This is a genomic window from Tunturibacter psychrotolerans, from assembly GCF_040359615.1.
Classification (GTDB): domain Bacteria; phylum Acidobacteriota; class Terriglobia; order Terriglobales; family Acidobacteriaceae; genus Edaphobacter; species Edaphobacter psychrotolerans.
The window spans coordinates 1035258-1060847 of sequence record NZ_CP132942.1; the positions used below are offsets into that span (position 1 = coordinate 1035258).

Sequence of the window (25590 nt, forward strand, 5' to 3'; positions counted from 1 at the left end):
AGCCGGCTCACTTTTGAGGGGTGAGACATTAGCGTCCGCTCTCTGGAGAACCCTTAAGCAGCCTCTCTGCTGTACCTTAAGAGGTGATGCAACCCGGACTCTCTACCCACGTCTTCCTCCCGCAGCGCCTGCACCCCGGCCTGCTCGACGCTCTTCACCGATCCGGCGCTCAGGTCATCGAACTCTTTGCCGCCCGCCACCACTTCGATTACACCGACCGCGCTGCCGTCCGGGACATCGCCACCTGGTTCAACTCCGCCGGCGTAGGAGCCACGCTCCACCAGCCTCTCTACCTCAGCGATCGCGCCGACGCCCAGTGGTCCCGCCATGTCGCACCAAACCTCAATCTGATCGACCCCGAAAAATCCCGCCGCATCTCCGCCATGGACGAGGTCAAGCGCGCTCTCGAATCCGCCGAGCAGATCCCCATCTCCGCCTGTACCCTCCACCTTGGCCACAAGGACGATGCCTGGAACCTCCGCGCTCTCGAGAACTCCCTCACCGCCATCGAGCACCTCAAGGCCTTCGCGCACCCACTCGGCGTCCGCATCCTGCTTGAAAATCTCCAAAACGACATCACCACCCCCGAGCACCTCCTCGAAATCCTCAAGGTCGGCCACTTCGACCGCGTCGGCGTCACCCTCGACATAGGCCATGCTCACCTAGCTGCCCCCGACGCCAACAAAGGCATCGACGAAGCCTTTGAGCTCCTCAAGCCCCGCATCGCCGAGCTCCACATCCACGACAACCTCGGCGCCAAGGACGACCATCTCTGGCCCGGCACCGCAGGCATCGACTGGCACAACATCGCCAAACACATCGCCGCTCTCCCGGCTAACACTCCGGGCATCTTGGAAGTCGCCCACGAGCTGGAAGAAACCCCCGAATCTGTCACCACCAAAGCCACGCAAGCCTTCGACCTCCTCAAGCGAACCACCGAACAACTCCAATCCTCATAAGTAGTTTTCATCCTGAGCGCGGGCGAAAAATCTACTGTGGTCGTTGCAGTTGCTGTTGTCTTTTCTGTGCCCACTCCAGAACTGTCATCTCGACCGGTGCTGCTCGCGCACTTTGCGAGCAGTGGAGTGGAGAAACCTGCGGGTTGCCGTTTGTTTTGTCGTTCTTGCATGTGGTCCCTGCGGGAACCTGCTTTTTGCTGTGCCCAATTCTCTGCGTCTTCTTCTAAAGCGCCTCCTGCCATCACATCCGAAGCGTCATCCTGCGCGACCTCGTGCCTCTTTGACACTCCCGTACCGCAGGTATAGGCTTTCCGCAAACGGGTCCCCCCAACCTGAAATATCCACCAGATTCCAACCCGGGAATCGCGGCTGGACAGGCCTTTCTGGTCAATCGACGCAAGAAGGGAGAATTGAAGTGAAATCGCACAATTTAATCAGAATCGCCGCGGCTACTGCCGCCACGGTAGTCATTGTTCTTTTCGCAGGAACGTGGAGAACCGCACGTCCCGTTCAAGCGCAAAACAACTGGGCCAACGAGGACTCCCTAGTCAGAATCGGATTCCAGATCGCTCCCGTCCCGCTCAACCTTCGAGGCAAGGATAAGGAACTCGTGGGATTAGGCAGTTATCTGGTCAACGCGGTTGGTGACTGCAACGGTTGCCACACCGGCGGCGGTCCCCCAAACTTCAACTACGCCGCAGGCGGAAACCCTTACTTTGGACAACCCGCCAAAGTCGATCCCACCACCTACCTCGAAGGGGGCTCTGACTTCGGCCCAGCCGTTCCGCCAATCCCCGGTGTCTACCCACCCGCGGCCTACGGAGACTACGTCGGTCCCGACATCATCGCCCGCAATCTGACGCCGGACAAGACTGGCCTGCCCGAAGGCGGCCACACCCTCGCAGACTTCAAAAAAATAATGAAGACCGGCATCGACTTCGACAAGCTCCACCCCACCTGCACCTCTCCTGCTCCGGTTCCTACCCCGACAAACTGCATTCCGCCTCCCGTCGATGGCGCTCTTCTTCAGGTCATGCCGTGGCCCACATTCCACAACATGACCGACCATCATCTGGAGGCCATCTACGAGTACCTGAGCGCAATCCCATGCCTCGAGAGCTCTCCCGATCCCTCAAATGTCCTCCACAACGACTGCGGCAATCCAAAAACGGGCAAATCGACCACCCCTCCCGACGCGCGCCGCAAGAAAAAGGGAGGCAGCAACGGCCTCTAACTGAATAGACTCCAACGCGGATGCTTCCTTCATGCGGCCTTATCGCGTGAGTGGAGCATTCGCGCGAAAGTGAACCGTCTTCCAACTCGACGAGGTTCCTCGGCGGAGCAGATCCGACCTGAAAAGATGGCGTACGAGTAAACTCATTAAGTCATGTCAGAATTCGCAACTGCCGCCGCCCCCCTCGCCACAATCGCCTCCCTGTCCCAGCACGAAGGCCAGACCATCACCCTCCGCGGCTGGCTCTACAACCTCCGCGCCTCGGGCAAGCTCCTCTTTCCCATCTTCCGCGACGGCACCGGCACCATCCAGGGCATCGTCCCCAAAGCCGCCGTCTCCGAAGAGGTCTTCGAAACCCTTAAGAACCTCACCCTCGAATCCTCTCTCACCGTCACCGGCAAAGTCCGCGCCGACTCCCGCGCTCCCTCCGGCTACGAGCTCGACGTCGAAAGCATCGAAGTCCTCCAGCGCGTCCCCGAAGACACTCCCTTCCCCATCACCCTCAAAGAGCACGGCGTCGACTTCCTCATGGAGCACCGCCACCTCTGGCTCCGCACCCCGCGCCAGTCCGCCATCCTCCGCGTCCGCGCCACCATCATGCGCGCCGCAGCCGAGCACTTTGACACCAACGGCTTCATCCGCACCGACCCACCCATCCTCACCCCCAACGCCTGCGAAGGCACCTCCGAGCTCTTCGAGATGGACTACTTCGACGACGACAAGGCCTACCTCACCCAGTCCGGCCAGCTCTACATCGAAGCCACGGCCCTCGCACTCGGCAAGGTTTACAGCTTCGGCCCCACCTTCCGTGCTGAAAAATCCAAAACCCGCCGCCACCTCACCGAGTTCTGGATGATCGAACCCGAGGTCGCCTTCCTCGAGCTCGACGGCCTCATGAACCTCGCCGAAGGTTTCATCACCCACATCGTCACTCGCGTTCTCGAGTCGCACCGCACCGACCTCAAGGTCATCGGCAAAGACATCGCCAAGCTCGAAGCCGTCGTCGGCACCTTCCCCCGCCTAAGCTACGACGAAGCCCACGCCATGCTCGATGAAGCCCACAAAGCCGGCAAGATCGAAGCTCCTCACAAATACGGCGACGACTTCGGCAGCCCCGACGAGACCTACATCTCCAGCCAGTTCGATAAGCCCGTCATGATTCATCGCTATCCCGCCGCCTTCAAGGCCTTCTACATGCAGCCCGACCCGCTCGACCCCACCAAGGCTCTCTGCGTCGACGTCCTCGCCCCCGAGGGCTACGGCGAAATCATCGGCGGCTCCCAGCGCATCGACAGCTACGACCTTCTCAAGTCCCGCATCGAAGAGCACCACCTCCCGCTCGACGCCTTCCAGTGGTACCTCGACCTGCGCAAATACGGCAGCGTCCCCCACGCCGGCTTCGGTATGGGCATCGAGCGCGCCGTAGCCTGGATCTGCGGCCTCGACCACGTCCGCGAAACCATCCCCTTCGCCCGCACGCTGAACAGGATTTATCCGTGATTGGAACTGACGGAAACGACCTTGGTGCCGGGTAATGAGCAGAACTCAGTGAGGGACGAAACTATATCTCTCATTTCATCGGGAATCTCATTAGGCGACATAGCGTCAATTATCTGAGTGGCCGTTATGCTGACCTGCCATCTCTGCAGGAACTCATTCAGGCTAGCCAATACTTCCTTTCCATGAACGATCATGAGACGAGAGTCAAGATTTACCCATTCCTTTTCGAATTGATCGAGTGTAGCGGTGGCAATAGCTGATTTGTGACTTTCCTGCTTCAGCTTTTCTTCTGGGGTAGGTTTCCTAGTGAGTATTTGCTCAAGAAGGTGATGTTTCATCCCGTCTGTTATGGCTTCTAGCTCCTCGCGGACAGACCCGGAGTAGGTCACAACTTCACCCGTTCGTCCGTTTCGTTGAAGAATTCGAGAGGCAATCGCCCGATCGATGGCGTCAGGAACGAGCATAAAATTTTCTAACTCCTTCCGCGAATGTATATGGGCGTAGTCGCAAAATTTCCTAGATGCTACGAGCTGTTCAATTACCTCTTCCTCGGATCGGTAATCCCGATCAAAGATCAGTGCGGCGGTTATTTTAGCGCCGAGTGTCTCCTCAACACCTTCCTTAAAAGACTTCGCACGAGCGGGGTTAAAACCTCCGGCCGGGATCACTGCGAACTTAGATCTGTTTGCCACCACAGTCGAGCCGAGCTTGGTGGCGAACTGAGATATGACACGGAAGTCCTTACCTTCAACAAATACGAGTTTTTTTGTCCGACCTATTTGTGTAAGGACCGGTCTTATGCTGGACCCCAAGTTGCTAAAGACGGACTGCAGTTGGCCTTGATTCTTTAGGCGTTTCGCAGCTTGAAATTCCCTTGAAACGATCAGAATATCGCTGTGCTCGGCTTCCATCATGATTTCTGTGGAGTGGGTAGCGAGAAGAATATCCGGACCTAGGGATCTCAGCAGACCGACTAGTTGCCGCTGAAGATCCGAATGAAGATAAATATCAGGTTCGTCAATAAGAAATAGGGAGGCAGATCAATTGGCTACGATAAATGTCAGCATCTGACACCAAACCTGAAACCCAAAACCCGCCCAAAAAATCTCCCGGTCGATACGATCTTCTGGACAAAACATACGGAGCAATGGTTTGTCATGAGTCCGGTCAATCTCCGGTAGCTTTATATCCATTCCCGGCCATGTGTCATTAATCAGTTGGCGAAACTCGGGGAAAAATTCTGGGCGGTGATGCCATATGTTCCTGAAGTTTCGGGATGCTCTATGTGTAAGTAAGGCTTCCCGGGCAGCCTCTTGCTGATATAACGGCTCTTCATGCTCGACAGGCCCAAGGGTGGGAACAAAACCAATCTCAAGGTTGAAGTGCTTTCTGAAGGCCGATGGAGACGTGATTACTCGTCCCGCGGTCTCACAGATGAGGTTGCAGACTCCACGCTCAGGAAAGAAGAGGATCAAGAAATCGCCAGTAGACACTCTGAACTTCACGCTGGCAGGGAGGGCGTCGTTATATTCATGAAAGATATTTTCGGTTGCAACTGGCACGTTGCCCATATTTACTTGATAGCCTCGAGTGGTCCCATCTGGGCCTTGGACGAAACTTGGGGATTTGGCTTTCGCGCGCCTTAACGCCTCCGCCAGAATGCGGAACGCACTAAGTATTGTCGATTTGCCTGCGTTGTTTGCGCCAACCAAGATGTTGAAATTTTCTAGCGAAACTGAAAATTCACGAAATGCTTTGTAGCGAGAAAATCTTACTGACGTAATCCTTAAGGCGCTACTCAATGTTTCACCTCTCGCAGAATCGTACATGCCAGAGGTCCAAGGTAGAAAACGAGCTCGGAAACCGACGCTTTGCAGAACTTCGTGAGGTGATTCATCTGCGTCATCGCAGGAGGGTCGCTCCCGAACTAACTTCCTACAACATTCACATGACAAACTACCCGGAAAAGCGTCTCATAGTGTTGGAGCCGAAATCACTGGCGTCCAAAGAACGTAGCAGGAGCGAACCATGGCATTGAACGACTACAACACGAACACCTATACCGGCATCATCGATGTCCCCCGCGAGGAGACGTCCTCCCTGCTTGCCAAGGTGCTTGCCATCACCTCGTTCGGCTTTTTCGTCACCGCCCTCGGCGTCGCTACTGCGCCGCCCTGGGGCACGTTCGTCGGCTTCATCGTCGTTCTGGGCCTCGTATTCGCCATCAACTTCACCCGTAAGGCGAATCCTGCCGTCGCGCTCGGACTCTTCCTCACCCTCACCTACTTCATGGGCTGGGAGATCGGTCCCCTCATCCAGCGCTACATCCACAACTTCGGCTCCGGCATCGTCTTCAATGCCGCCGCCACCACTGGCGCTGGCATGGCCGTCATGGGCTGCGTCGCGTATCTCTTCAACATCAACTACCGCCGCATCGCCGGCATCGGCTTCGCCGCGCTTCTTCTGCTGATCATCGCTGGAATCGCCAGCATGTTCTTCCACTTCCTCTCGCCGGACACCTACTCCTGGCTGACGCTCGGTATCTTCGGTCTGCTTACCGTAGGCGACTTCGCCCGCATCCGCGCTGGCGGAGACGGCCGCTCCGCCGTTTCGCTCTCCCTCTCCATCTATCTCGACGCGATCAACATCTTCCTCGCTGTTCTTCAACTCATGGGTGGCCGCCGCAGGAACTAACTCCCGCGGAAGCTCGCGACCGCATCCAAGCCTCTCAGGTGTATCTACTGGGAAGAAGTCATGCCGCGAAAGAAACGCTTAGAAATAGTCATTGATCCTGCCGAGTCCGCAAAAGCCGCCGGGTTGCGTTATGTCACCGACACGAAACCCGGCATCCAACGTAAGCCGTGGCGCAAGAGCTTTCGCTACCTCGATCCGAGCGGAGTCGCAGTCCGCGACGAAGAGACACTGGGGCGGATCAAGTCTCTTGTCATCCCTCCAGCCTGGACCGAAGTCTGGATCTGTCCAAACCCTAAGGGCCACCTTCAAGTCACAGGCCGAGATGCACGAGGCAGAAAGCAGAGCCGCTATCATCCGCGCTGGCGCGAGGTGCGCGACGAGACCAAGTACGAGCGGATGATGATCTTTGGCGCAGCTCTGCCGATCATCCGCGAGCGCGTCGAGCATGATCTCTCGCTTCCCAATCTGCCTCGCCCCAAAGTCCTCGCAACCATCATTCGCCTCATGGAAACCACACTCATCCGCGTCGGCAACGAGGAGTACGCACGTCAAAATCACTCCTACGGACTCACGACGATGCGGAACAAACACGTCGAGATAGACGGTTCTACCGTAACCTTCAACTTCCAGGGCAAAAGCGGAGTCAAACATACAGTCGACATCACCGACCGGCGCATCGCCAAGATTGTGCAACGCTGCCAGGACATCCCCGGCTACGAGCTCTTCCAGTACGTCGACAAGGATGGCACCCAGCACTCGATCGACTCCGCCGACGTCAACGAATACCTCCGCGAGATCTCAGGACAGGACTTCACCGCAAAGGACTTTCGCACCTGGGCCGGATCCGTTCTCGCCTGCGAGATGCTGCGCGAGTTCGAAGCATTCGACTCCGAGACGCAGGCCAAACGGAATGTAGTGCAGGCGATAAAATCGGTAGCCGCACGCCTGGGAAACACCCCGTCGGTCTGCAGAAAATGCTACGTGCACCCTGCCGTTCTCGACTCATACATAAGCGGCGCCATGCTCGAAACAGTTAAACGCCGCGTGCAGGACAAGGGTTCGCAATCGCCTGATTTACAACACCAAGAGATCGCTCTTCTGAATCTGCTGCGCCGCCAAGTGGACTTGGCAGTCGCCTAGCAATGATCTACTTGCCGGTTGGTGGATATTTCTGGAACATCTTCGCTACAGCCTTATCGATCTTCTGGCTGTTCTTATCCGGCTTGTCCGACAGCGTGTCTTTCGCCGCACCGCGCCAAAGCAGCTGCTTCGTCTTTCCATCGTCGATATCCACCACCAGCGTTCCCACTCTGGTCACATACTGGTTCACCGTTGCCATGCCTCCGCCCCATCTCCAACCGCCACCCGTTCCCGTCGCGACAGTCTGAGTCTGCTGCGAGATCCCGGCGCCGTAAGTCACAAACACATCCGGAGAGTCATCCGCCTTCCTCATCCCCTTCGCTGCCAACTGGCTGTCGATCGCCGCAACAATGCGCTGGTCCATCAATGGATTCGGGGTTGGCCGAGTCGGTTTCACCCACGCATAAGTTTTGAACTGCGAAAAGTTCCCGGCGCTGTGGTCCCAATCAACAACCACTGTTTGAGAATATCCAGCGAGCGTAAAGAAAAAACCAGCAGCCATCAGCAGAAAAACTTTCGTGCTTGCCCTCATAATTTGTCCTCTCTCTACACTGCCTTATATGAATTACCGAACGCCGCAATCTTAGCAAAATCCGCCCTGACGAGCGTTCCGCGAAGAATGTTTGTCCATCTCTTCATCTCGTCCCGGGCAGGTTTTTCTCCATACCACCCCTGCAAGCCGCCGGAACATTCGTCATCTGCTTCGCAAACACCCGATAGCTCATCGTTCCCGGCCGCAGCGTCGACCAATATCCCGAGCCCGACAGCAGCGGTTTGTGTTTCTCGATCAACTGATGATCCAGAATCTTCACCCCGCACTCAAGATTGTTCTTCGGTTGCAGAATCGTCCTCGAAGGATCCTTCACTGGCAGCTTTTTATCCCGATCCCAATCGAAGTCGCACCCGTACCGCTTCTGGTCTTCATACGTAAGCTGCAGCAGCCCCGATGTATGCCCTGCCCGACCCGTCACCTCATCTTTTACATCCATCTCCGGCTGCGCATGCTTTGCCTGAACCGTCGGCTCCAGTCCTGCCTCTGCCCCCGCCAGTGCCTGAAAGAAGTAGGCCCAGAACGCCCGCTTATCATCCTCGGCCATCGTGTAGAACCGCGGACAGAATCGCCTCACATCATGCGGCACCTGCCCCGACAGCATCGCGGGCGGCAGCGCCAGCTCCACAATCTTGTCCCACTCCGGGTCCCACGTCGACCCACCCACCTCTGCCTTCTTCGTATCAATCGGAGTCGGCGGCGCGGGCTTCATCGCCGGTGCCGGAGCAGCGGTCGCCTGTGCCGTCTCATGCTTCCCGCACCCCGAAGCCAGCATCGGCGCTGCTAACCCAACCAGCGCTACCGCGACCCTCAAAACTCGGTTCATCTGCGCACCTTATGAGACAGAGCCCATCACAGGGAGATGCCATCCGCAAGCATGCAGTTGCAGAGACACCTCATGATCTCCTCGATTTTCATCAAATCCGACGCATGGTCCCCTGATCCATCGCCCCACCAAAGTACTTTGCCAAAGCCTCTCCAAACACATCACCCAAACCTTCTGCAGCCTTCGCAGACGGCGTCGCGGCTTTCGCAAATAACGTCATGCTCGAATGAAACTTCATATCGTCCGGAGACCCAAAGATCTCTCCCACCGTCTTTCCCTGCACCCCCACCACAATCCCCACAGACCCCCGCAGCCTCGATCCCAGAACAACATGCTCGAGGTAAGCCCGAGCCTCGTCCAGCGAAGAGATCGCATACCGCACCGCCATCGGACTGCTCCCGAGCCCATGAATCTGCGGAAACACAAACCACATCCAGTGGCTCCGCTTCCTCCCCGCACGCAACTCAGCACATGCCTGCTCGTACACCCCAGCCTGCGCTTCTAGGAATCGCTGCAAATCGTAAACATCTTGTCCGGGGGCCATCTGTTCACGTCACCTCATTTATCTCAAACCCACTGCAGTTCCGCACTTGAATTATCCTCCAAGCGCGGTCGAGGCATCGTCCCCTCACCTTCGTAGAAACGGCTCTACCACCTCATAAAAACTATCGCTGGCGAATCGTCCTCCCAGCCTTGCGCCTCTTCCAAACCCGAGCGTAGAGTGGCGGTGCCCAAAAAGGAGGGCTCCCCACATGTCTTCAAACATCACGCGCCGCAGTCTTTTCGGCATGGTCTCCACTGCTGCAGTTGCGGGCGCAATGCCATCTCTCTTCGCCTCCCCGTCGGCCCACGCACAGCTTGGCCAGGCAAATCCCCTCGCTACCGCACAAGATTTCGCGGCCTCAATCAATCGCGCCTTCAGCTTCCAGAACCTCATGATGGACGCCTACACCTCCGGCTCAACCATCCGCCTCTCTCAGAGCTACAGCGACGCAGCCCTCCAGGCTACCGGCTTCACCTACGACAACGCTGTCGCCATCCACGCCTATCTCTCACGCGGCCAGCAGGGCGACCTCGCCCGCGCGAAGACTCTCGGCCTCGGCCTCCTGCACGCTCAAGCTACTAACTTCCCCGTCGCCGACGGCCGCTTCGCCCAGGCTTACTTCGTCAACGCGCCCGACGCGAGCGGTGCCTTCATCACACCCGCAGCTTTTCCGTTCTTCTTCTACGGCAGCTCCGTAGGCGATCAAGCCTGGGCAGGCATGGCCCTCGCGCAGCTCTATCGCCGCACCCGCGATCCGCAATACCTCACCGGCGCCCTCTTAGTTGCAAACTGGATCGTCACCAACACCTACAACACTCAGGGTCCCGGCGGCTACTCCTACGGCACCATCATCAATCAGTTCAACCAGTCGCAACCTTCGCCCAACGGCAAATCCACCGAGGGCAATCTCGACACCTATGCCTTCTTCACCATGCTCCACACACTTACCAACGGCGGCAGCGCCAACAACGGCATGACGTGGGCAGCGCTCGCGCAACACGCCTTCCAATTCGTATTCGCCATGTTCAACGCGCAGGGGCCGTTCTTCTACACCGGCACGCTTCCCGATCAGGTCACCATCAACCCTTCACCGATCCCCGAAGATTGTCAGACCTGGTCCTTTCTCGCATTCCTCGACGCACGTTCTCGCGGCACCATCGACTGGGCGCTCGCAAATCTCCAGACCACAGATACCGCGTCTTCGCCGAACTCCAACCTCACCGGAACCCAAACCGTCAGCGGAATGACATTCTCCACTGCAAGTCTGGTCACACCAACCAATGACCCACACGCAGTATGGCTCGAAGGCACAGCCCACACCGCAGCTGCGCTCACCGCAAGGGTTCTGCGCGGAGGCGACCCGATCCTGTCTCTTCTGACCGATATCTCGCGAGCCGTTCAACTCCTCAAGGACTGCGAGCACGCGCAGCAGATTCTGGGCGTAGGTCAAACCGCAGGAGGCAAAGTCATTCCCAGTGGCCTAGGGGTCGTCGCATCCTCCAGCGTCCTCGACACCGGCTTTGGCTTCACCTATGGCCCATCCCTCCACATCGGCGCCACCGGCTGGTACCTCATTGCCAGTCTCGCCGCCAACCCCTTCCAACTCGGCTATAGAGTCATCGGCTAGAAAAAAGTGGCCGAGGCGCAAACCTCGGTCACTTTCTCTACTTCACACCTTTATTCGGATCCCAGACACCCTGCAGCTTCCTCACATAGACCATCTGCCCAATGTGATAAGCGTTGTGCGTCCCTACGTGCGCGATCCTCGAAGCCCACAGCGAGACCTTCGCATCATCGGCCGCCTCCACCGCGTTCTCCCAATCCGTCATCACCTGATCAAGCTGCTTCACCGTCGTGTCCCAGCTCTTCGCGTCGAAGTTGTTGAACGTCTCGTCATTGCTGCCGTCGAACTTCGCCGGTGTCTCTCCCTTGAACTTCGCCAACATATCGCGATCCCAGAAAACCAAATGATTGGCCAATTGCCCCACTGAGTGATTGCCACTCTTGTCGGTCCAACTCGCCTGCGCCGGTGTCAACCCCGCCACTGCAGTATTCGCCGGCACAAACCACTCTGCCTTGTTATGTGTCGATCGCAGCTGCTCCAGCAGAACAGCCTTCAACGTCATCGGCTTCTCCTGTTGTGCCATCGCAAAACCAGACGAAATCACAACAAACATCACCAGCCCAAACACAACTCGCCTCATAAGAAATCTCCTCCGCACTCGATAAACTCATTTTTTAGGGGCCCGTTTGACGAGATCATTCTACGGCGCGTGTTAGACCACCCCGAATCACAAAAGAAAAAGAACTTCGCGGCGCTCAAACATGTTGTCAAGCCCCAAACAGTCGAAAACCCGCACCAGACAAGCAGATTCGCGTGACGTATGAGTTATCTCCGCTCAGCTATACTTGATACAGAAGCGAAGAAAAAAGCCTCGGGACTGCAACCCCGAGGCTTTCTTCTTTGTTTAGACGAATTTAGCCGTAACCCCCGTGGAATGAAGAATTTACAGGGGGTAAAAATCGTAACTCGTTGTATCGACGAGACTTAAGTGGGGTAACCCCTGGGGGGCACCCCCCAGAAGTTATTTCTCGCTGGTCGGCGGCACCAGACCCTTCAATCGCAGATAGAGGGCAAGCGTCGTGTACTGTTCGTTGTCATGTGAGACCGTCCCCCACAGGATTCCGATGCGGGACCGCTTCGCGTTGAAGACGTCGAACGTATCTGCGAGATTCGCATCCGTCACGGAGGCGAACGCTTTATCGCACTCGGCAAACGAGGCCTTCAGTCCATCAATGATGGCTGCCTTGTCCGCAGTATCTGCCGGCACCTTCGCAAGATCGTTTGGCGCTGTCCGATTTATCGCACCGCATGTCTTCAGTTGTGCTTCGGTGACATGATTCACCACACGCGCATAAGTTCGGATGTCGGGCGTGGGCTTGAACTGGTAGTCCTCCGCGGGCATCTTATCGGCGGATTTCAAGATGTTGCCCTTCTGCGTTGCATAACTTCTCTGCACTTCGGCCGCGGGCCCGCTTGGCCCAGTAGGAGCCGCCGGCGCCTGACCCAATGCCACACCCGAAACCATCAACCCCGCAACCACACACATCACACGCATCTGCTGCATCCTTGTCACCTCGCACCTCCAAGCGTAACCCGGCCCCACGTCGAGCCTGAAAAATATTTGTCAACACCCTGTAATTTCTATAAGGAACCTAAGAGTCTGCGCGGAATTGCAAGCGAGCCGAGAAACGACCTCGTCGGAAGGGTTCAGGCCACCAATGAACTATCCTGTAAGAGACCATCCACGATGCCGAAACAAGCCTCGTACAAGCTCGCAAGAAGGAAAACAGAACAATGCCATTGAACTGCGGAATCGTTGGTTTGCCCAACGTAGGAAAATCAACGATCTTCAACGCCCTCACCTCGGCCAAGGCGCAAGCTGCGAACTATCCCTTCTGCACGATCGATCCCAACACCGGCGTCGTTACCGTGCCCGATGAGCGCCTCACCAAAATCTCTGACCTTATCAAGCCCAAGTCTCTCGTCCCAACGACTATGGAGTTCATTGACATCGCTGGTCTCGTCGAGGGTGCTTCCAAAGGCGAAGGCTTGGGCAATCAGTTTCTCGGTCACATCCGCGCGACCGATGCCGTAGCGCACGTCGTCCGCTGCTTCGACGACCCCGAGGTGATCCACGTCGCAGGCGGCGTCAACCCACTCCACGACATCGACATCATCAACACGGAACTCCTCCTCGCCGACCTCGATACGGTTGAAAAGCGCAATACTAAGGTCGAGCGTGCGGCGAAAGCATCGAGCGACGGGAAGATCAAGGCCGAGCACGCCATGCTGCAGAAGCTTTTGACAGCTCTGAATGCTGGCAAGCCCGCTCGCACCGCGGATCTCACTGAAGAAGAGAAGATCCTTTCGCGCGAACTCTTCCTCATCACCGCTAAACCTCAACTCTATGTGGCGAATGTCGATGAAGCTGGCCTTATCCAAGGCAACGCCTATACCACCGCCGTTGAGAAGCGCGCCGAGGAAGAAGGGAGCCAGGTTGTTCGGATCTGCGGGGCACTTGAATCGGAGATCGCGCAGCTAGAACCGGCTGAGCGCGACGAGTTTCTGAAGGATATGGGCCTCACCGAGCCTGGCCTTAACCGTCTGATCCACTCTGCCTACCGCCTTCTCGACCTCATCACCTATTTCACTGCGGGCGTGCAGGAGGTTCGCGCCTGGACCATTCGTCGCGGTACCAAGGCTCCTGGCGCAGCGGGCGTCATCCATTCCGATTTTGAAAAGGGATTCATCAAAGCCGACTGCTATGCCTCTGACGATCTCTTCAAATATGGCAGTGAGCAGGCCGTTAAGGAAAAGGGCTTACTCCGCTCCGAAGGCAAAGAGTACGTCGTTAGAGATGGTGACATTCTCTTCTTCAAATTCAACGTATAGCCGGAGTTGGACGATGAGTTTGATCTTTATACTTGAGGAATATGCCTACGTTCGCTTCGCTTGAAGACCAGCTGGATTTGATAATTAAAGGTGCTGCGGAGATTGTTCCGCTGGAGGCGCTGAAAGAGCGCATCACGAAATCGATCGCCACAGGCACGCCGATGCGGATAAAGGCGGGGTTCGACCCTACGGCGCCTGACCTGCATTTGGGACATACCGTCCTGTTGCGGAAGCTGAAACACTTTCAGTCGTTGGGGCATACCGTAATCTTTCTAATCGGCGATTCAACGGCGCTGATCGGCGATCCGACCGGTCGAAACGTGACGCGCAAACCGCTGACGCCGGAGCAGATCGCAGCGAATGCAGAGACCTACAAGGAGCAGGTGTTTAAGATTCTCGATCCCGAGAAAACCGAGGTTCGTTACAACTCCGAGTGGCTGGATAAACTGAGCTACTACGACATGGTCAAGCTGATGGCGCAGTTCACCGTGTCGCAGATGCTCGAGCGCGAGGACTTCCATAAACGGTTCAACGAGGAGCAGCCGATTGCACTCCATGAGTTGATCTATCCGATCGCGCAAGGTTATGACTCTGTGGCGCTCAAGTGCGATGTAGAGCTTGGCGGCACGGATCAGAAGTTCAATTTGATGCGTGGGCGGGATTTGCAGAAGCATTTCGGCCAGCCGCAACAGGTTGTGCTGATGACCTCCATCATGGAGGGGCTCGATGGCCTGCAGAAGATGTCGAAGTCGCTGGGTAACGCGATTGGTATTCATGAGCCCGCGGCGGAGATGTATGGCAAGTTGATGTCGGTATCAGATGAGCTGATGTGGAAGTACTGGACACTTCTGACGGATCTGCGAAGTTCGGAGATTACGCAGATGCAGGCCGATGTCGCTGCTGGTGCGCTCCATCCGATGCACGCGAAAAAGAATCTGGCTTGGGCGATCACGCGCGACTTTCACTCTAAGGAAGAAGCAGATGCCGCAGCGGACGGCTGGGCGAAGATGTTTCAGCAGCGCGGGGTAAGCGACGATGTGCGTGTGGTGAAGGTGTCAAAAGCCGCTGAGGATCTAGTCTTGGTAAATGGGCCGTTTGGGACGTCAGTCAAGATGACGAAGCTTCTGCAACTTTCGGGTTTGGCGAGCTCTACAGGCGAAGCAACGCGCAAACTGGCTGAGAATGCAGTCAGTGTGAATGGCGAAAAGTTTGCCGAAAAAGTGATAAAGCTTGAGATGCTTGGCGACTCGCCCACGCTGCGGCTGGGTAAAAAGAGTGTGCGTGTCGAGTGGATGAACTAATTTTGTGTGCGTCGGGGTTCCGTCTGAAGAATTCTTCGCAGAACAGGTGTTTGATAGAGTCTAGAAACAAGGCTCCGTCGGAGAGTCTGCATCCAAGTATCGTGGGTCTATGAAGAACTTGAAGTCTACTTTGCGTATGGGCGTGTTGAGTGTCTTTTTACTCGCGGGGTTGCTCCCGTTGCACGCGCAGGCTCTTCAAGAGCCGAGACAGATCGTTCGTTCTGCCATGGAAGCCGAGCTTTCGGCGGATCTGAACGACCACTCGCGATGGAAGTATCGCGATTCGCAGAAAGACGGCATTGATACAGTTTCGATTGTGGTGGAAACCGATCGCGGGGCAGTGAAGCGCTTGATCAGCAGGTGGGGGCGACCGCTGAGCGACTCAGAGGCAAGGATCGAGGACGCGCGCGTGCAGACGTTTATTCACGATCCGAGCCAACTCGCCAAGCAGAAGCGGGACGGTTTGCAGGATGGAAAGAACGCCGAAGAGTTACTGAGGATGCTTCCGGATGCTTTTACCTGGAAGGTGCAGAGCGAAGACGAGAAAAATATCACCCTGCATTTTGAGCCGAATTCAAAATTCAGTCCGCCAGATATGCAGGGGCGCGTATTAGGCCAGATGGCCGGCGAGTTGGTGGTAGATAAAGGACAAAACAGGATCGTTACTATCAGTGGAAAGCTGACGGAAGACGTGACAATCGGTTGGGGGCTTCTCGGTCGGCTGCGTCAGGGTGGGACGTTTCGTGTAGAACGCAGAGAGGTCGCGCCGGGTTTGTGGCAGATCGTAGAAACCCATGTGCATATTGAGGGAAAGGTTCTGTTCTTTAAGAACATTGGCCAACAACAGGATGAGGTACAGACTGATTTCGTTGAAGTGCCGCATGGAACCACGCTGGAGCAGGCGGCGGAGATGTCGAAACCGCTGAAGTAAAAAAGGAACGGCCGCTCGCTGTATGCTCGGAGACGATGGCACATACTCCCTATCCGCAAACTGATCGTGAATTGATGCGGCTCATCGAGCGCTCACCTGGGCATCGCGCTGGCTATAAGCAGTTAATTCGCGAACTTGGGTTGGGCGGCGGGCGTGAGCGTAGGTTGCTGCTGGAGCAACTCGCCAGGATCACCGCTCGGGGCGAGTTGGTCAAGGTCGATAGTGAGCAGTGGAGTTTGCCGACGGCCACGCCGGAGAAGACAAAGCGGGTGAAGCGCGGTGCTGTCGAGATGCCCGAGGAGCATCGAGCGACGCGGGACAGACTACTTGCCGGTCGATTGGATCTGCATCGGGACGGCTATGGTTTTGTTCGACCGAATGGCAGCGTGAATCGAGACGATGACCTCTTCATCCCTCCGCACGAGCTGAACGGAGCGATGCAGGGCGATGAAGTGCTAGTGGATGAAGCGCCGCCGGGGCGGGATGGGCGTCGATCCGGTCGGATTGCGCGAGTGCTGAATCGAAGGAACCCAACTGTTGTGGGGATCTTTCATTACGCGAGGACACACCGGGGAGGAAGTCCTTGGGAAAACGCTCCCATGATCAACGGCAACTACGTTACGCCTCTAGACGAACGGATGACGCAAGCGATCTTGATTCCGGAGGGTGCTGAGGTTCCGTCGACGCCGGAGCAGACGCCTCACCGTGTTCTCGGTGAGGAAGCACAGGCGCAGCAATCTCACTGGTCGGCAGAGTTGGATCAGCACAAACCACTTGAAGGGCTCGCCGTTGACGTGGAGATTACGGATTTTCCGACGGTCGGAAGGCCGGCGCGCGGGCGCGTGATTGAGGTGCTAGGACCACCGGACGCTTTTGGGGTTGATGTCGAAATCATCATTCGCAAGCATCATCTGCCGCACGCATTTCCGGCGAATGTACTGGCCGAAGCCACGGCGTCGGCCGGACAGACCGTCGCAACTCTGGATGCGGAAGAGATCGGGCGGCGCAGAGACTTTCGTGGCTTGAATATTGTCACAATCGATGGCGAGAGTGCGAGAGACTTTGATGACGCAGTGCTGGTGACGCCCCTGCCGAACGGGAATTGGGAGCTGCAGGTTCACATCGCTGATGTCAGCTATTACGTTGGACCAGGGACGGCGCTGGATCTCGAGGCGCGACTGCGTGGGACATCGGTTTATTTTCCGGATCGTGCTATCCCAATGTTGCCGCCACAGCTTTCGAGCGGCATGTGCAGCCTGCGGCCAGACGAAGACCGGCTGGTGTTGAGCTGCATCATGGAGATAGACGGACGTGGCGAAGTGCTTGGGTTCGAGGTCTGTGAGGGCATCATCCGGAGCGCGAAACGAATGACGTACACGCAGATCCAGGGCGTCCTGGACGGAAATGTCGAGACGCGGCAGGAATTCGCCAAACTGGTGCCAGAGTTCGAGCGAATGTATGAGCTGGCGCTGAAGCTGAACGCGAAACGGCATCGCCGCGGATCGATCGATTTCGATCTCCCTGAACCAGTGATTCAATTCGATCCGGACGGAAACATGGAAGCCATCGTGCGGTCGCAGCGAGGATGGGCGCATCGTTTGATCGAAGAGTTTATGTTGTCCGCGAACGAATGCGTTGCTACCTGGATCGAGTCGCAGGATGTGGCGAGCGTGTATAGAATTCACGAGATTCCAGATCCGAAACGGATTGTCGATTTCGAAGAAACGGCAAGCCAATTTGGTTATTCGCTTAGATTCAGCACCCTACCGGTGAAGCGAATTCAAACGAAGGGCGATCGGCGTGATTCACGTGGGACCAACAGGCAGGCCAAGACGCACGAAGTAGCAGAGTCAATTCCGGTAACGCCGCAGATGTATCAGAAGTTGACGGCAAAGATCGCAGGGAAGGCAGAGGAAAGGATTCTGTCATACCTAATGCTGCGTTCCCTAAAGCAGGCGCGATATAGCGAGAAGAATGTTGGACACTTTGCGTTGGCGAGTCCCAGTTATACGCACTTTACGTCGCCGATTCGGCGGTATCCGGATTTGATTGTGCATCGTCTGTTGCGAGAGCTGATTCAGAGTGGCGCGGACCCAGCGGGTGCGGCGATTTTGTCGGATGGGCCGCAGCCATGGGGGGAGAAACCTGTTGGCAAAAGACGGCCGGAGCACGTTGAGCGAACCCCTGTGGAGGGACCGATTCCAGAGGCGGAGTTGGGAGCGATTGCAGCTGAGTCGAGCCAATCGGAGCGACGAGCCGATGATGCTGAGCGCGAGCTGATCGAGTGGAAGAAGATCAAATTCATGCAAGACCGGGTGGGCGAAGACTTCGACGCCATCATTCTTTCATGTACGAAGTATGGGTTCTTCGTCGAATTGAACGGTCTGTTCATTGAAGGGCTGGTGCCTCTGACTTCGCTGCAGGATGACCGTTATATGTTTCGCGATACAGATCGCCAGATCGTCGGAACGCGTAACGGGAGGGTGTTCAAGATGGGGCAGCAGGTGCATGTGCTGCTGGATCGAATCGACCGACAACAACGGCGACTGCAGTTTGCATTGCTGCCATCAGACGAGGATGTTGTGGTTGTGCCAAGATCGCTGCGGAGGTCGAAGACCGCGGCGACAGCGAGTGGAGAACGCCCGCACTCCAGTCCGAATCGCTCGGGCAAGAGAGGGAAGACAAAAGCAAAGGCGCGGGAGCGAAATAAGAAATCGAAGGGCAAGCGAAAATAAAACTTGAGACTCGTATTTACCTGAGGAGCCCGGCGAGGAGTAGAACAAGGGTTACGGAGAGTAACACCACACGGATTTGATGGAGCCAATCCCAGCGAGCGCGATCTTTTAACCAGCCTGTGTAAGGGTTTTCTGTGTTCATCTTGGCGATTCGATTGTTGATCGGGACCAGCATCGTGATGGTGAAGACTATCGTCGCGGCCCAAATAGAGACCGCGAATGCAAGGAGCAAGCCTGGGCCCCTCGATACCGGACGATGTTCAAAGGCTGCACCTCCAAGGAGCATCAAGACCAGGCCGTACCAGAGGGGCATCGCCTTGCCGAGTACTGCGGCGAGCGGAGCGGCAGTTTGGGCGTGAGTACTGTTGTTTAATTTTCTTATCTGCGGATGGATGAAGGCGGCAACTGCGAACTCGTTTCCTACCATTGTTGCTGCAAGGGTTACGGTCGCTATGTCATAGGCAATGGGCATCATGTCGTGGGATGAGGCGTAATAATTCGTACGGCATCGTAAAATAAAAGTTCCAAGGAGTTCAAAAGAATGGCACACATGGTTTTCGACACACGATTCAAGATTGAGATGGAAGGGCTGGATGAGCCGCCGTTCGATTCGGACTTTGGCCAGAAGATATTCAAAAACGTCTCGAAGAAGTCGTGGGGCGAGTGGGTAGAGCGGCAGAAGATGCTCTTGAATGAGTACCGTCTACAACCTTGGACACGCGAGGCACAGGAGTTTTTAGTCGAGCAGATGAACGAGTTCTTCTTTGGTGAAGGTGGTTCGTTGCCGAAGGAATATGTGGCGCCTACGACGTAGATAGAAGCCGTCTGAATTCTCGTAAAGATGGCGGCTCGTGTACACTTAGAACTGCAGGATACCCCGCCGTCGCCCGCCTGGGTTGACGTGCAAACAATAGTCGGGACGTGGCTCAGCCTGGTAGAGCGCACCCTTGGGGTGGGTGAGGTCGCTAGTTCGAATCTAGTCGTCCCGACCAACACTTTCTGTAATCCAAGATGGAGAGTCGCTAGAGCGCTAAGACTTTCCATAATTCTGGTCGAGGTCGAGATCGTTAGATTAGCAACCAACGCGAGTTTGTGAAAGTTCCTCTCGTGAAGCGGCCGCGTCCCTCTGACAGCGTCTCTCGTAGGCGATCGTGCCACAACTCACACTGTTCAAGTAATTCAGATTCCATAAAATAAAAGAGGCGACCAAGCGTGCAGTCGCCTCTTGTCAAATCATGTTGCTCTCATTGGATAGTGATGGATAAGGAATTGGAACTCCCAGAGCCAGGGTTCTGGCTGCCGAGCGTGATGGTTTGTGCAATCGCAAGGTCAGATGCGGGTATGGCCACTTGCAGATGAGCGCTATCGATGAAGGTTGTCGTACGGGGCGATCCATTCCAAAGAGCCACTGCGCCAGGGAGAAATCCGGTGCCTGTGACCGTGAGGTACAGATTGCCGTTGCCAACAGCGATGGTGCTTTGATTGGCATTGGTTAGAGTCGGTGGTGCGTTGGTGGTGGACTCCGCAGGAAGTACGAATGGTCCGCGGATCAGGAAGATCTGAGGCGTCTGAGAAGTTGCTGCGTTAGGCACCAGGTAAGCTAGCCCGTCCTGACCGAAACGCGTTCCGCTCAGCGCCGAGATCGAGTTCCCTGGCAGTTGGATTTGCTGCTCGAGTGTAAAGTGCTGCGTATCGAACCGCTCCAGGAAGTAGGCAGCTGTACCCGCATCGTTGACGCCGACGACAAAGGCCTTGGATTCCGCTTGATACGGAACCACGCCACCTCCGACCAGACCGGTTGAATACGGGCCATTTCCAAGAGGGAGGACTGCCACTTGCGAGGGTGGAGTAGTGCTGGGATTGATGATGCCGCCACCCGTACCAAAAACTAAGCCGCCATCCAGGGCGAACGTACCTCCGAAGCCGCCTAGCCCGTTCAACGTAGTTCCATCGACCAATGTTGCTCCGGTCGCGTCGATGCTGTAACGGTAGAACTCTGCGCCAGTGGTTTCTGAATCATAGGCGTAGAAGTGGGTCGCGTCGGCAAAAACGGGGTTGTCTCCGGCGTAGATCTGCGTCAGATTATTTCGGAAAGTTCCAATACTGCCGGAGATATCCAAGATGCCTATGCCTGTGGCATAACCGAGTTCCACGGCAAGGCTCGAGTCCGAGCCCGGTACTGTGGCGATGGCCGATGCTGCAACGTTCCCGCTTGCATAAACTGAAGTGGAGATGATTGGAACTGTAAGATCGAGCGTCTGATTGAGGAGGTTGAAGCGACCCAGGCTCTTGGCGCCGCTGAGGCCGATGTAAAGATAGTTGCCATCGCTGGTTTCAGAGAGCAGATTTGGCTCACTGCCAACCTGGATTGGTGAACCTACACTTCCGTTTGCCGGGTCGATGACAACCAGGCTATTGCCGGTAATTGTCGTCGAACTACTCGGCAGGACAGCATAGATCTTCCGCGTAAAGGGATCAAAGTTGATGGCATTTGCAGGCACATTTAGCAATTGATAGATGTGCAGCGGCAACGCGGTGGACTGTCCGCCTCCCGGTATGGGCGTGGTCACTGAGACTTGAGCCCAGCCGAGCTGCTGGACCAGAGAAGAGTCGACGGTCGCGGTCATCTGGCCGTTACTCACAATCGTGGTTGGCAGAGATTGTCCGTTCCACAACACGCTGGAGGCGGCGGTGAAACCAGTTCCATCCACAGTCAGAGTCAGGGTAGAACTGCCGGCGGCAACCAGCGCGGGAGACAGTTGAGTGATGGTGGGCGATGGGTTGAAAGGATTGCCCGTGACTGTCGTAGTCGCGGTCGTGTGATTGTTAGAGGAGACCGGATCAAAGCTGACTGAAGAAGTAGTTGCGGTCATCCCAAGCGATCCCGAGATAGTCGGCGTCACTGAGATCGTGATATTGGCCGAGCTGCCGTTCGCGATCATTCCAAGATCGCAGTCGAGTGAGCTGTCGCCGCTGCAGGTGCCTTGCGAGGGAGTAACAATTCCATTGACGGCAGACGCCGGCAGGACGGTGTGAAGGGTTACGCCCGACGCGGCATTTTGGCCGAGATTGGCAACTTGCACGGTGTAAGTAAAGGCTACGCCCGTGGGTGCGGATGCTGGTGCCTGGATGCTGATGGATAAATCAGCAGGCGAAGTAGAGGTGTCTTTCACGATTGGGCCATGAAGGACATAGAGTTGCGAGGAGGTATGGAATGCCAGTCCGTCCTGACCCCATCGGACCAGATCCGCTGGAGTTGAAGTGAAGGAGTTCGACGGGTATGAGCCGATGCCGGTCACCGGAAGGCTTCCGGTCGGATTGAACGTGCTCTCATCGAAGGCAAGAATCTGGTTGGTGTTCTCCAGCACCGACGTAGGTACGATCCATGAGCGTCCCAGTGTTGAGTCCGAGACGACGGGCCCTGAGACCGCAGTCGGAGTGGTAGAGCTGGCGCTGGTCGTAGAAAACTGGCCAAGCTGATGACCAGTGCCTGCATCAACCACAGCACCGGATGAAAGGTAGAGACGGCCGTTGTCGTATTGCACCGTCGTGCCACCAGCGTTGCCACTGCCTAGTTGAGCTGCCGCTGTTACGCCTGTCGCGTCGATGGTGAGTGTATAGAGGTTCGATCCGATAGATTGCGAGTTGAGATAGAGAGTTGACGCAGAACTGCCGAAGGCGAGCCCGCCGTAGTTTTGGTTGAAATAGGTGCTGAGACCTGAGCTGCTCTTAGCCCTGGCTACGCCCGAGTCAAAGATGGTTACTATGCCGTTGTTCCCGTAAACCGCGACTGAGTTAGGTTGACCAGGAAGTGCAGCGAGACCCGATGCGACGTATGGCGCGTTGTAGATTCCTGGTCCGCCGCCAAGCGAAAATTGAACACCCGCAGTGGCTGTAGTCAGATTTACTTGACGTACGGCGCCGGCGCCGTTGAGACCAGCAAATAACTGGGTACCATCACTCGAGAGCGCGATACGAGTTGGCTCACTGCCGACGAAGATTGTCTTGAGAATGACGCCAGTGTTGGGGTCGATGCCTGCGATGCTGTTGCCAAGGCCCTCGCCCGCCGAACCCGCAATCGAGGCGTAGATGAGACCATCGACCGCGTTGTAGACGATGTCGTTGATTGGCAGCGCTAGAAACGTCGTAAACGGCTGCGGCGGCAGGGGCTGGCCCTGAAACTCCGGCGTCGAAACCTGAATACTGGCCTGCGCAAAGCCCGAGATCAACGAGGCCGGAATAACTGCCGTCAGTTGACTGGAGCTTACATAGGTGGTGCTGAGCGGTGTGGTATTCCATTCGACTACGGAGTCTTGGAAAAAGCCGCTTCCATAGATAGTGATCTGCGTGTCTGGACTACCGGCTGGGACCGAGTTGGGCGTGACGCTGAAGCTAACAGTGGGCGTTGCTACAGTCATCGTTGCGGAGTTCGATTGAACCGCAGGCGAACCAGGATTACTCACTACAATCTGGATCGAGCCTGCGGACGTAAAGAACGTCGGTGGAATCGAGATACTAATGTTCGTAGCACTCTGACTAGATACTGGAACGAACTGGCCATTGGCCTGAACCGTCGCGTTTGCCGCAAAACCACTTCCGGAAATGTTGACCGATACCGGCACGCCCGAGGAGGCATTCACCGCCACACTCGACGGGCTGAGAGAAAAGATTGTGGGCAAGTTTGCGGCCACGACAAGCTCAGTGGGAGTTGTCGTGCTGCCGCCTGGCCCCGGATTGTTGATAGTGATTTGCCCCGTGCCATAGCTCTGCAAATCCAGAGCTGTTAATGACACCTGCAACGTCGTGCCGTTGACGAAGACCGTAGGCCGAGCCATGCCGTTCCACATAACAACGGAGTTTGCCTCAAAACCCCTGCCGTTCACCGTGACTGTTGCCGCAGCGCCCTGAGGTACTGTCTGCGGCGAAAGGCTGGTAAGGATAGGCTTCGGGCTCACGATCGAGAAACTCGCTGCTGCAGAGTTGCCTCCTCCCGGCGAAGGATTTGAGGCAACAAAGCTCACTATCTGTCCGGAAGCCAACGCAGACGCAGGCACAGCTACTTGCAGGCTCGTAGCGCTGACGTATTTTGTCTGTAGCACAGTGCCATTCAGAGCCGCAGCTGTAGACGCAAGATAGCCCGTTCCGGTGAAGGTTACTGTCTGCGAAGGCGAGCCAGCGACGATGCTTCCGGGAGAGATGGATGAGATGGTCGGTGCTGGATTCACTGTGGAAGTGGGCGGAGCCGGCGGGTTGGAGTTCCCGTTCGGGTTAGAACCACCGCTGCAACCGGAGAGCAAAGAAAGAGAAAGAATCGAACCTACCAAAAGCAGAGAGCTGTGACGCACGAGTCCTCCAAAGAAACAAGTCGTTCCCGGGAACAACCAGTGAAGGTACTTGCACCTGTAGACAGGCAAACAATGGGTCCTTGACCGCTCAACTCTTCGGGAAAGCTTTTTCATCGTAGCTGTCGTCGCCGAAACTGCCTAGAGAAAACTTTTGCTTTCCTTACGCCTGGGCCTTCCATTTCACGACAACCACCAAGGCCGACCATTCCTCTGCCGCCGAGAGGATGTGGATCTCAGTTCCACATCCCACGGTTGTATTGCCCAACACGACCACTATCCTGTAGTCGCAAAATTGCCCTAACACAGCGCTACAGCAATTTGATTCCTGTGAGCTCTTCGCAGGTCTGCCAAAGCCGAGTGGCGGTGGCAGTGTCATGTGCTTGTGGAGCTAGTTTTGCTGGTCCCACTTCTTCACCACGCATCTCCTGGAAGCCCTGTGGGCCATAGTAGCCAGCGTCTTGTGCGTCGAGAGCGGTTGCGGCATAGAGCGTCGGTAGGGCTCCTTCTGAATCGGTGTTGAGCACAATGCCGATGGCATGACCAAGCAGGTTGCGAAAGCTGTTTTCAATTGCAGAGTATTGGCCCGACTGGAAGAGGTTGGTGTTAGCGACGCCGGGATGAGCGGCGACACTCATAATGCCTGATTTCGCAACGCGCAATCGGCGGTCGAGTTCGAAAGCGATTAGAAGGTTGGCTAGCTTTGATTGCTGATAGGCGCCCAACGGAGAGTAGTTTCGCGCGGACTGCAGATCATCAAAGTTGATGCGTCCCCGTTTATGCGCAATCGACGCAATGGTTACCACGCGAGTTCTTCCGGCTGCTGCAGACGAAGATCCAGCATCGGCCCGCTCAAGGGCTGGCATAAGGAGCGCAGTAAGCGCGAAATGGCCGATGACGTTGGTGCCGAATTGCAACTCGAATCCATCGACCGTTTCCATGCGGCGTGGCGGGGTCATAACGCCGGCGTTGTTGATCAGCAGATGCAGAGGGCGATTCTGTGCAAGCTCTGTGGCGGCAAAATTGTGGATCGAGGCTAGAGAAGCGAGATCGAGGAGTGCCAGCTCGGCATGTGTGCCCGGCGAATCGGCTTCCATGCGCGCGAGGGCTGCCTCGCCTCGTTGCCGGTCGCGGCAGGCGAAGATGACATGAGCTCCTTTGCGAGCAAGCTTCAAAGCTGTGTGGTAGCCGATACCGCTGTTCGCGCCGGTAATGAGAACACGCTTGCCTGTGAGCGATGGAATGTCCGATGCTTGCCACTTTTTGTTCATCGGTATTGGACGTAAGGAGAGGCGGGCACGGATGCGAACTATTTATTTCCTTGTGGCGGAGACGCTTCTCCATGCGCGAACAATTTAATCGAGCTAAGAATCGGTTG

20 protein-coding genes, 1 tRNA gene and 1 pseudogene are annotated in these 25590 nt (G+C 56.3%); 12 read left to right on the forward strand and 10 right to left on the reverse strand.

The genetic code is table 11. The features are described 5' to 3' along the window. Positions 1 to 86 precede the first annotated feature (86 nt). The 3 genes from RBB77_RS04145 to asnS all read left to right on the forward strand — a co-directional run bounded on the left by RBB77_RS04145 (position 87) and on the right by asnS (position 3693). Positions 87 to 959 carry a sugar phosphate isomerase/epimerase family protein gene (locus RBB77_RS04145; RefSeq protein WP_353064918.1) on the forward strand — a complete coding sequence of 291 codons (873 nt, stop codon included), beginning with the start codon at positions 87 to 89 and terminating at the stop codon, positions 957 to 959. Between the two features lie 415 nt (positions 960 to 1374). Further along, positions 1375 to 2193, forward strand: coding sequence for a hypothetical protein (locus RBB77_RS04150; RefSeq protein WP_353064919.1), 819 nt, complete (start codon positions 1375 to 1377; stop codon positions 2191 to 2193). Positions 2194 to 2346: 153 nt separating this feature from the next. After that, a complete protein-coding gene (asnS, locus tag RBB77_RS04155; RefSeq protein ID WP_353064920.1) occupies positions 2347 to 3693 on the forward strand; it encodes an asparagine--tRNA ligase in 1347 nt (448 codons plus the stop codon). Here the strand turns inward: asnS and RBB77_RS04160 are convergent. Beyond that, positions 3684 to 4607 (reverse strand): hypothetical protein, encoded by a 924-nt coding sequence (locus tag RBB77_RS04160; RefSeq protein ID WP_353064921.1) that lies wholly within the window; start codon positions 4605 to 4607, stop codon positions 3684 to 3686. The genes asnS and RBB77_RS04160 overlap by 10 nt on opposite strands. Positions 4608 to 4616: 9 nt before the next feature. After that, positions 4617 to 5522 (reverse strand): annotated as a pseudogene (locus RBB77_RS04170) (AAA family ATPase); the annotation flags it as partial. A gap of 199 nt (positions 5523 to 5721) precedes the next feature. Between RBB77_RS04170 and RBB77_RS04175 the strand changes: the two are divergent. After that, positions 5722 to 6387, forward strand: coding sequence for a Bax inhibitor-1/YccA family protein (locus RBB77_RS04175; protein WP_353064923.1), 666 nt, complete (start codon positions 5722 to 5724; stop codon positions 6385 to 6387). A 60-nt stretch (positions 6388 to 6447) separates the two neighbouring features. Then, positions 6448 to 7527: a DNA topoisomerase IB gene (locus tag RBB77_RS04180; protein ID WP_353064924.1), complete on the forward strand. Its 1080-nt coding sequence runs from the start codon at positions 6448 to 6450 to the stop codon at positions 7525 to 7527. Between the two features lie 7 nt (positions 7528 to 7534). On the opposite strand, the gene RBB77_RS04185 is transcribed toward RBB77_RS04180, so the two are convergent. From RBB77_RS04185 to RBB77_RS04195, 3 genes are all read right to left on the reverse strand, one after another. Further along, the gene (locus RBB77_RS04185) at positions 7535 to 8059 is read right to left on the reverse strand and encodes a DUF4136 domain-containing protein (RefSeq protein WP_353064925.1); all 525 of its coding nucleotides are present in this window, start codon (positions 8057 to 8059) and stop codon (positions 7535 to 7537) included. Between the two features lie 103 nt (positions 8060 to 8162). Beyond that, complete coding sequence (locus tag RBB77_RS04190) at positions 8163 to 8903, reverse strand: hypothetical protein (protein WP_353064926.1); 741 nt, start codon at positions 8901 to 8903, stop codon at positions 8163 to 8165. Between the two features lie 91 nt (positions 8904 to 8994). Further along, positions 8995 to 9447, reverse strand: a complete 453-nt coding sequence (locus RBB77_RS04195; RefSeq protein WP_353064927.1) for a DUF1810 domain-containing protein — start codon at positions 9445 to 9447, stop codon at positions 8995 to 8997. A 208-nt stretch (positions 9448 to 9655) separates the two neighbouring features. On the opposite strand from RBB77_RS04195, the gene RBB77_RS04200 reads away from it, so the two are divergent. Then, positions 9656 to 11074 carry a hypothetical protein gene (locus RBB77_RS04200; RefSeq protein ID WP_353064928.1) on the forward strand — a complete coding sequence of 473 codons (1419 nt, stop codon included), beginning with the start codon at positions 9656 to 9658 and terminating at the stop codon, positions 11072 to 11074. A gap of 37 nt (positions 11075 to 11111) precedes the next feature. Here RBB77_RS04200 and RBB77_RS04205 read toward each other — a convergent pair whose 3' ends face one another. Continuing rightward, positions 11112 to 11651 carry a DinB family protein gene (locus RBB77_RS04205; protein ID WP_353064929.1) on the reverse strand — a complete coding sequence of 180 codons (540 nt, stop codon included), beginning with the start codon at positions 11649 to 11651 and terminating at the stop codon, positions 11112 to 11114. A 381-nt stretch (positions 11652 to 12032) separates the two neighbouring features. Next, a complete protein-coding gene (locus RBB77_RS04210) occupies positions 12033 to 12575 on the reverse strand; it encodes a DinB family protein (RefSeq protein WP_353067574.1) in 543 nt (180 codons plus the stop codon). Positions 12576 to 12805: 230 nt separating this feature from the next. Here RBB77_RS04210 and ychF point away from each other — a divergent pair, with 230 nt between their 5' ends. From ychF to RBB77_RS04230, 4 genes are all read left to right on the forward strand, one after another. After that, complete coding sequence (ychF, locus tag RBB77_RS04215; protein ID WP_353064930.1) at positions 12806 to 13903, forward strand: redox-regulated ATPase YchF; 1098 nt, start codon at positions 12806 to 12808, stop codon at positions 13901 to 13903. 41 nt (positions 13904 to 13944) lie between these two features. Then, positions 13945 to 15204, forward strand: coding sequence for a tyrosine--tRNA ligase (tyrS, locus tag RBB77_RS04220; protein WP_353064931.1), 1260 nt, complete (start codon positions 13945 to 13947; stop codon positions 15202 to 15204). Between the two features lie 109 nt (positions 15205 to 15313). Next, complete coding sequence (locus RBB77_RS04225; protein ID WP_353064932.1) at positions 15314 to 16135, forward strand: hypothetical protein; 822 nt, start codon at positions 15314 to 15316, stop codon at positions 16133 to 16135. A gap of 35 nt (positions 16136 to 16170) precedes the next feature. Further along, complete coding sequence (locus RBB77_RS04230) at positions 16171 to 18870, forward strand: ribonuclease R family protein (RefSeq protein ID WP_353064933.1); 2700 nt, start codon at positions 16171 to 16173, stop codon at positions 18868 to 18870. Positions 18871 to 18886: 16 nt separating this feature from the next. Here the strand turns inward: RBB77_RS04230 and RBB77_RS04235 are convergent, their stop codons facing one another. Then, entirely contained in the window at positions 18887 to 19345 is a 459-nt protein-coding gene (locus tag RBB77_RS04235) for a DUF1772 domain-containing protein (RefSeq protein ID WP_353064934.1), read from the reverse strand. Positions 19346 to 19411: 66 nt separating this feature from the next. Between RBB77_RS04235 and RBB77_RS04240 the strand changes: the two genes are divergently transcribed. Then, positions 19412 to 19684, forward strand: coding sequence for an oxidative damage protection protein (locus RBB77_RS04240; RefSeq protein WP_353064935.1), 273 nt, complete (start codon positions 19412 to 19414; stop codon positions 19682 to 19684). 101 nt (positions 19685 to 19785) lie between these two features. After that, positions 19786 to 19862, forward strand: a tRNA-Pro gene (locus RBB77_RS04245). A 252-nt stretch (positions 19863 to 20114) separates the two neighbouring features. Here RBB77_RS04245 and RBB77_RS04250 read toward each other — a convergent pair. Together RBB77_RS04250 and RBB77_RS04255 are read right to left on the reverse strand one after the other, a co-directional pair. Then, positions 20115 to 24215 (reverse strand): IPT/TIG domain-containing protein, encoded by a 4101-nt coding sequence (locus RBB77_RS04250; RefSeq protein ID WP_353064936.1) that lies wholly within the window; start codon positions 24213 to 24215, stop codon positions 20115 to 20117. Between the two features lie 308 nt (positions 24216 to 24523). Then, positions 24524 to 25483, reverse strand: coding sequence for an oxidoreductase (locus RBB77_RS04255; RefSeq protein WP_353064937.1), 960 nt, complete (start codon positions 25481 to 25483; stop codon positions 24524 to 24526). Positions 25484 to 25590: the final 107 nt, after the last annotated feature.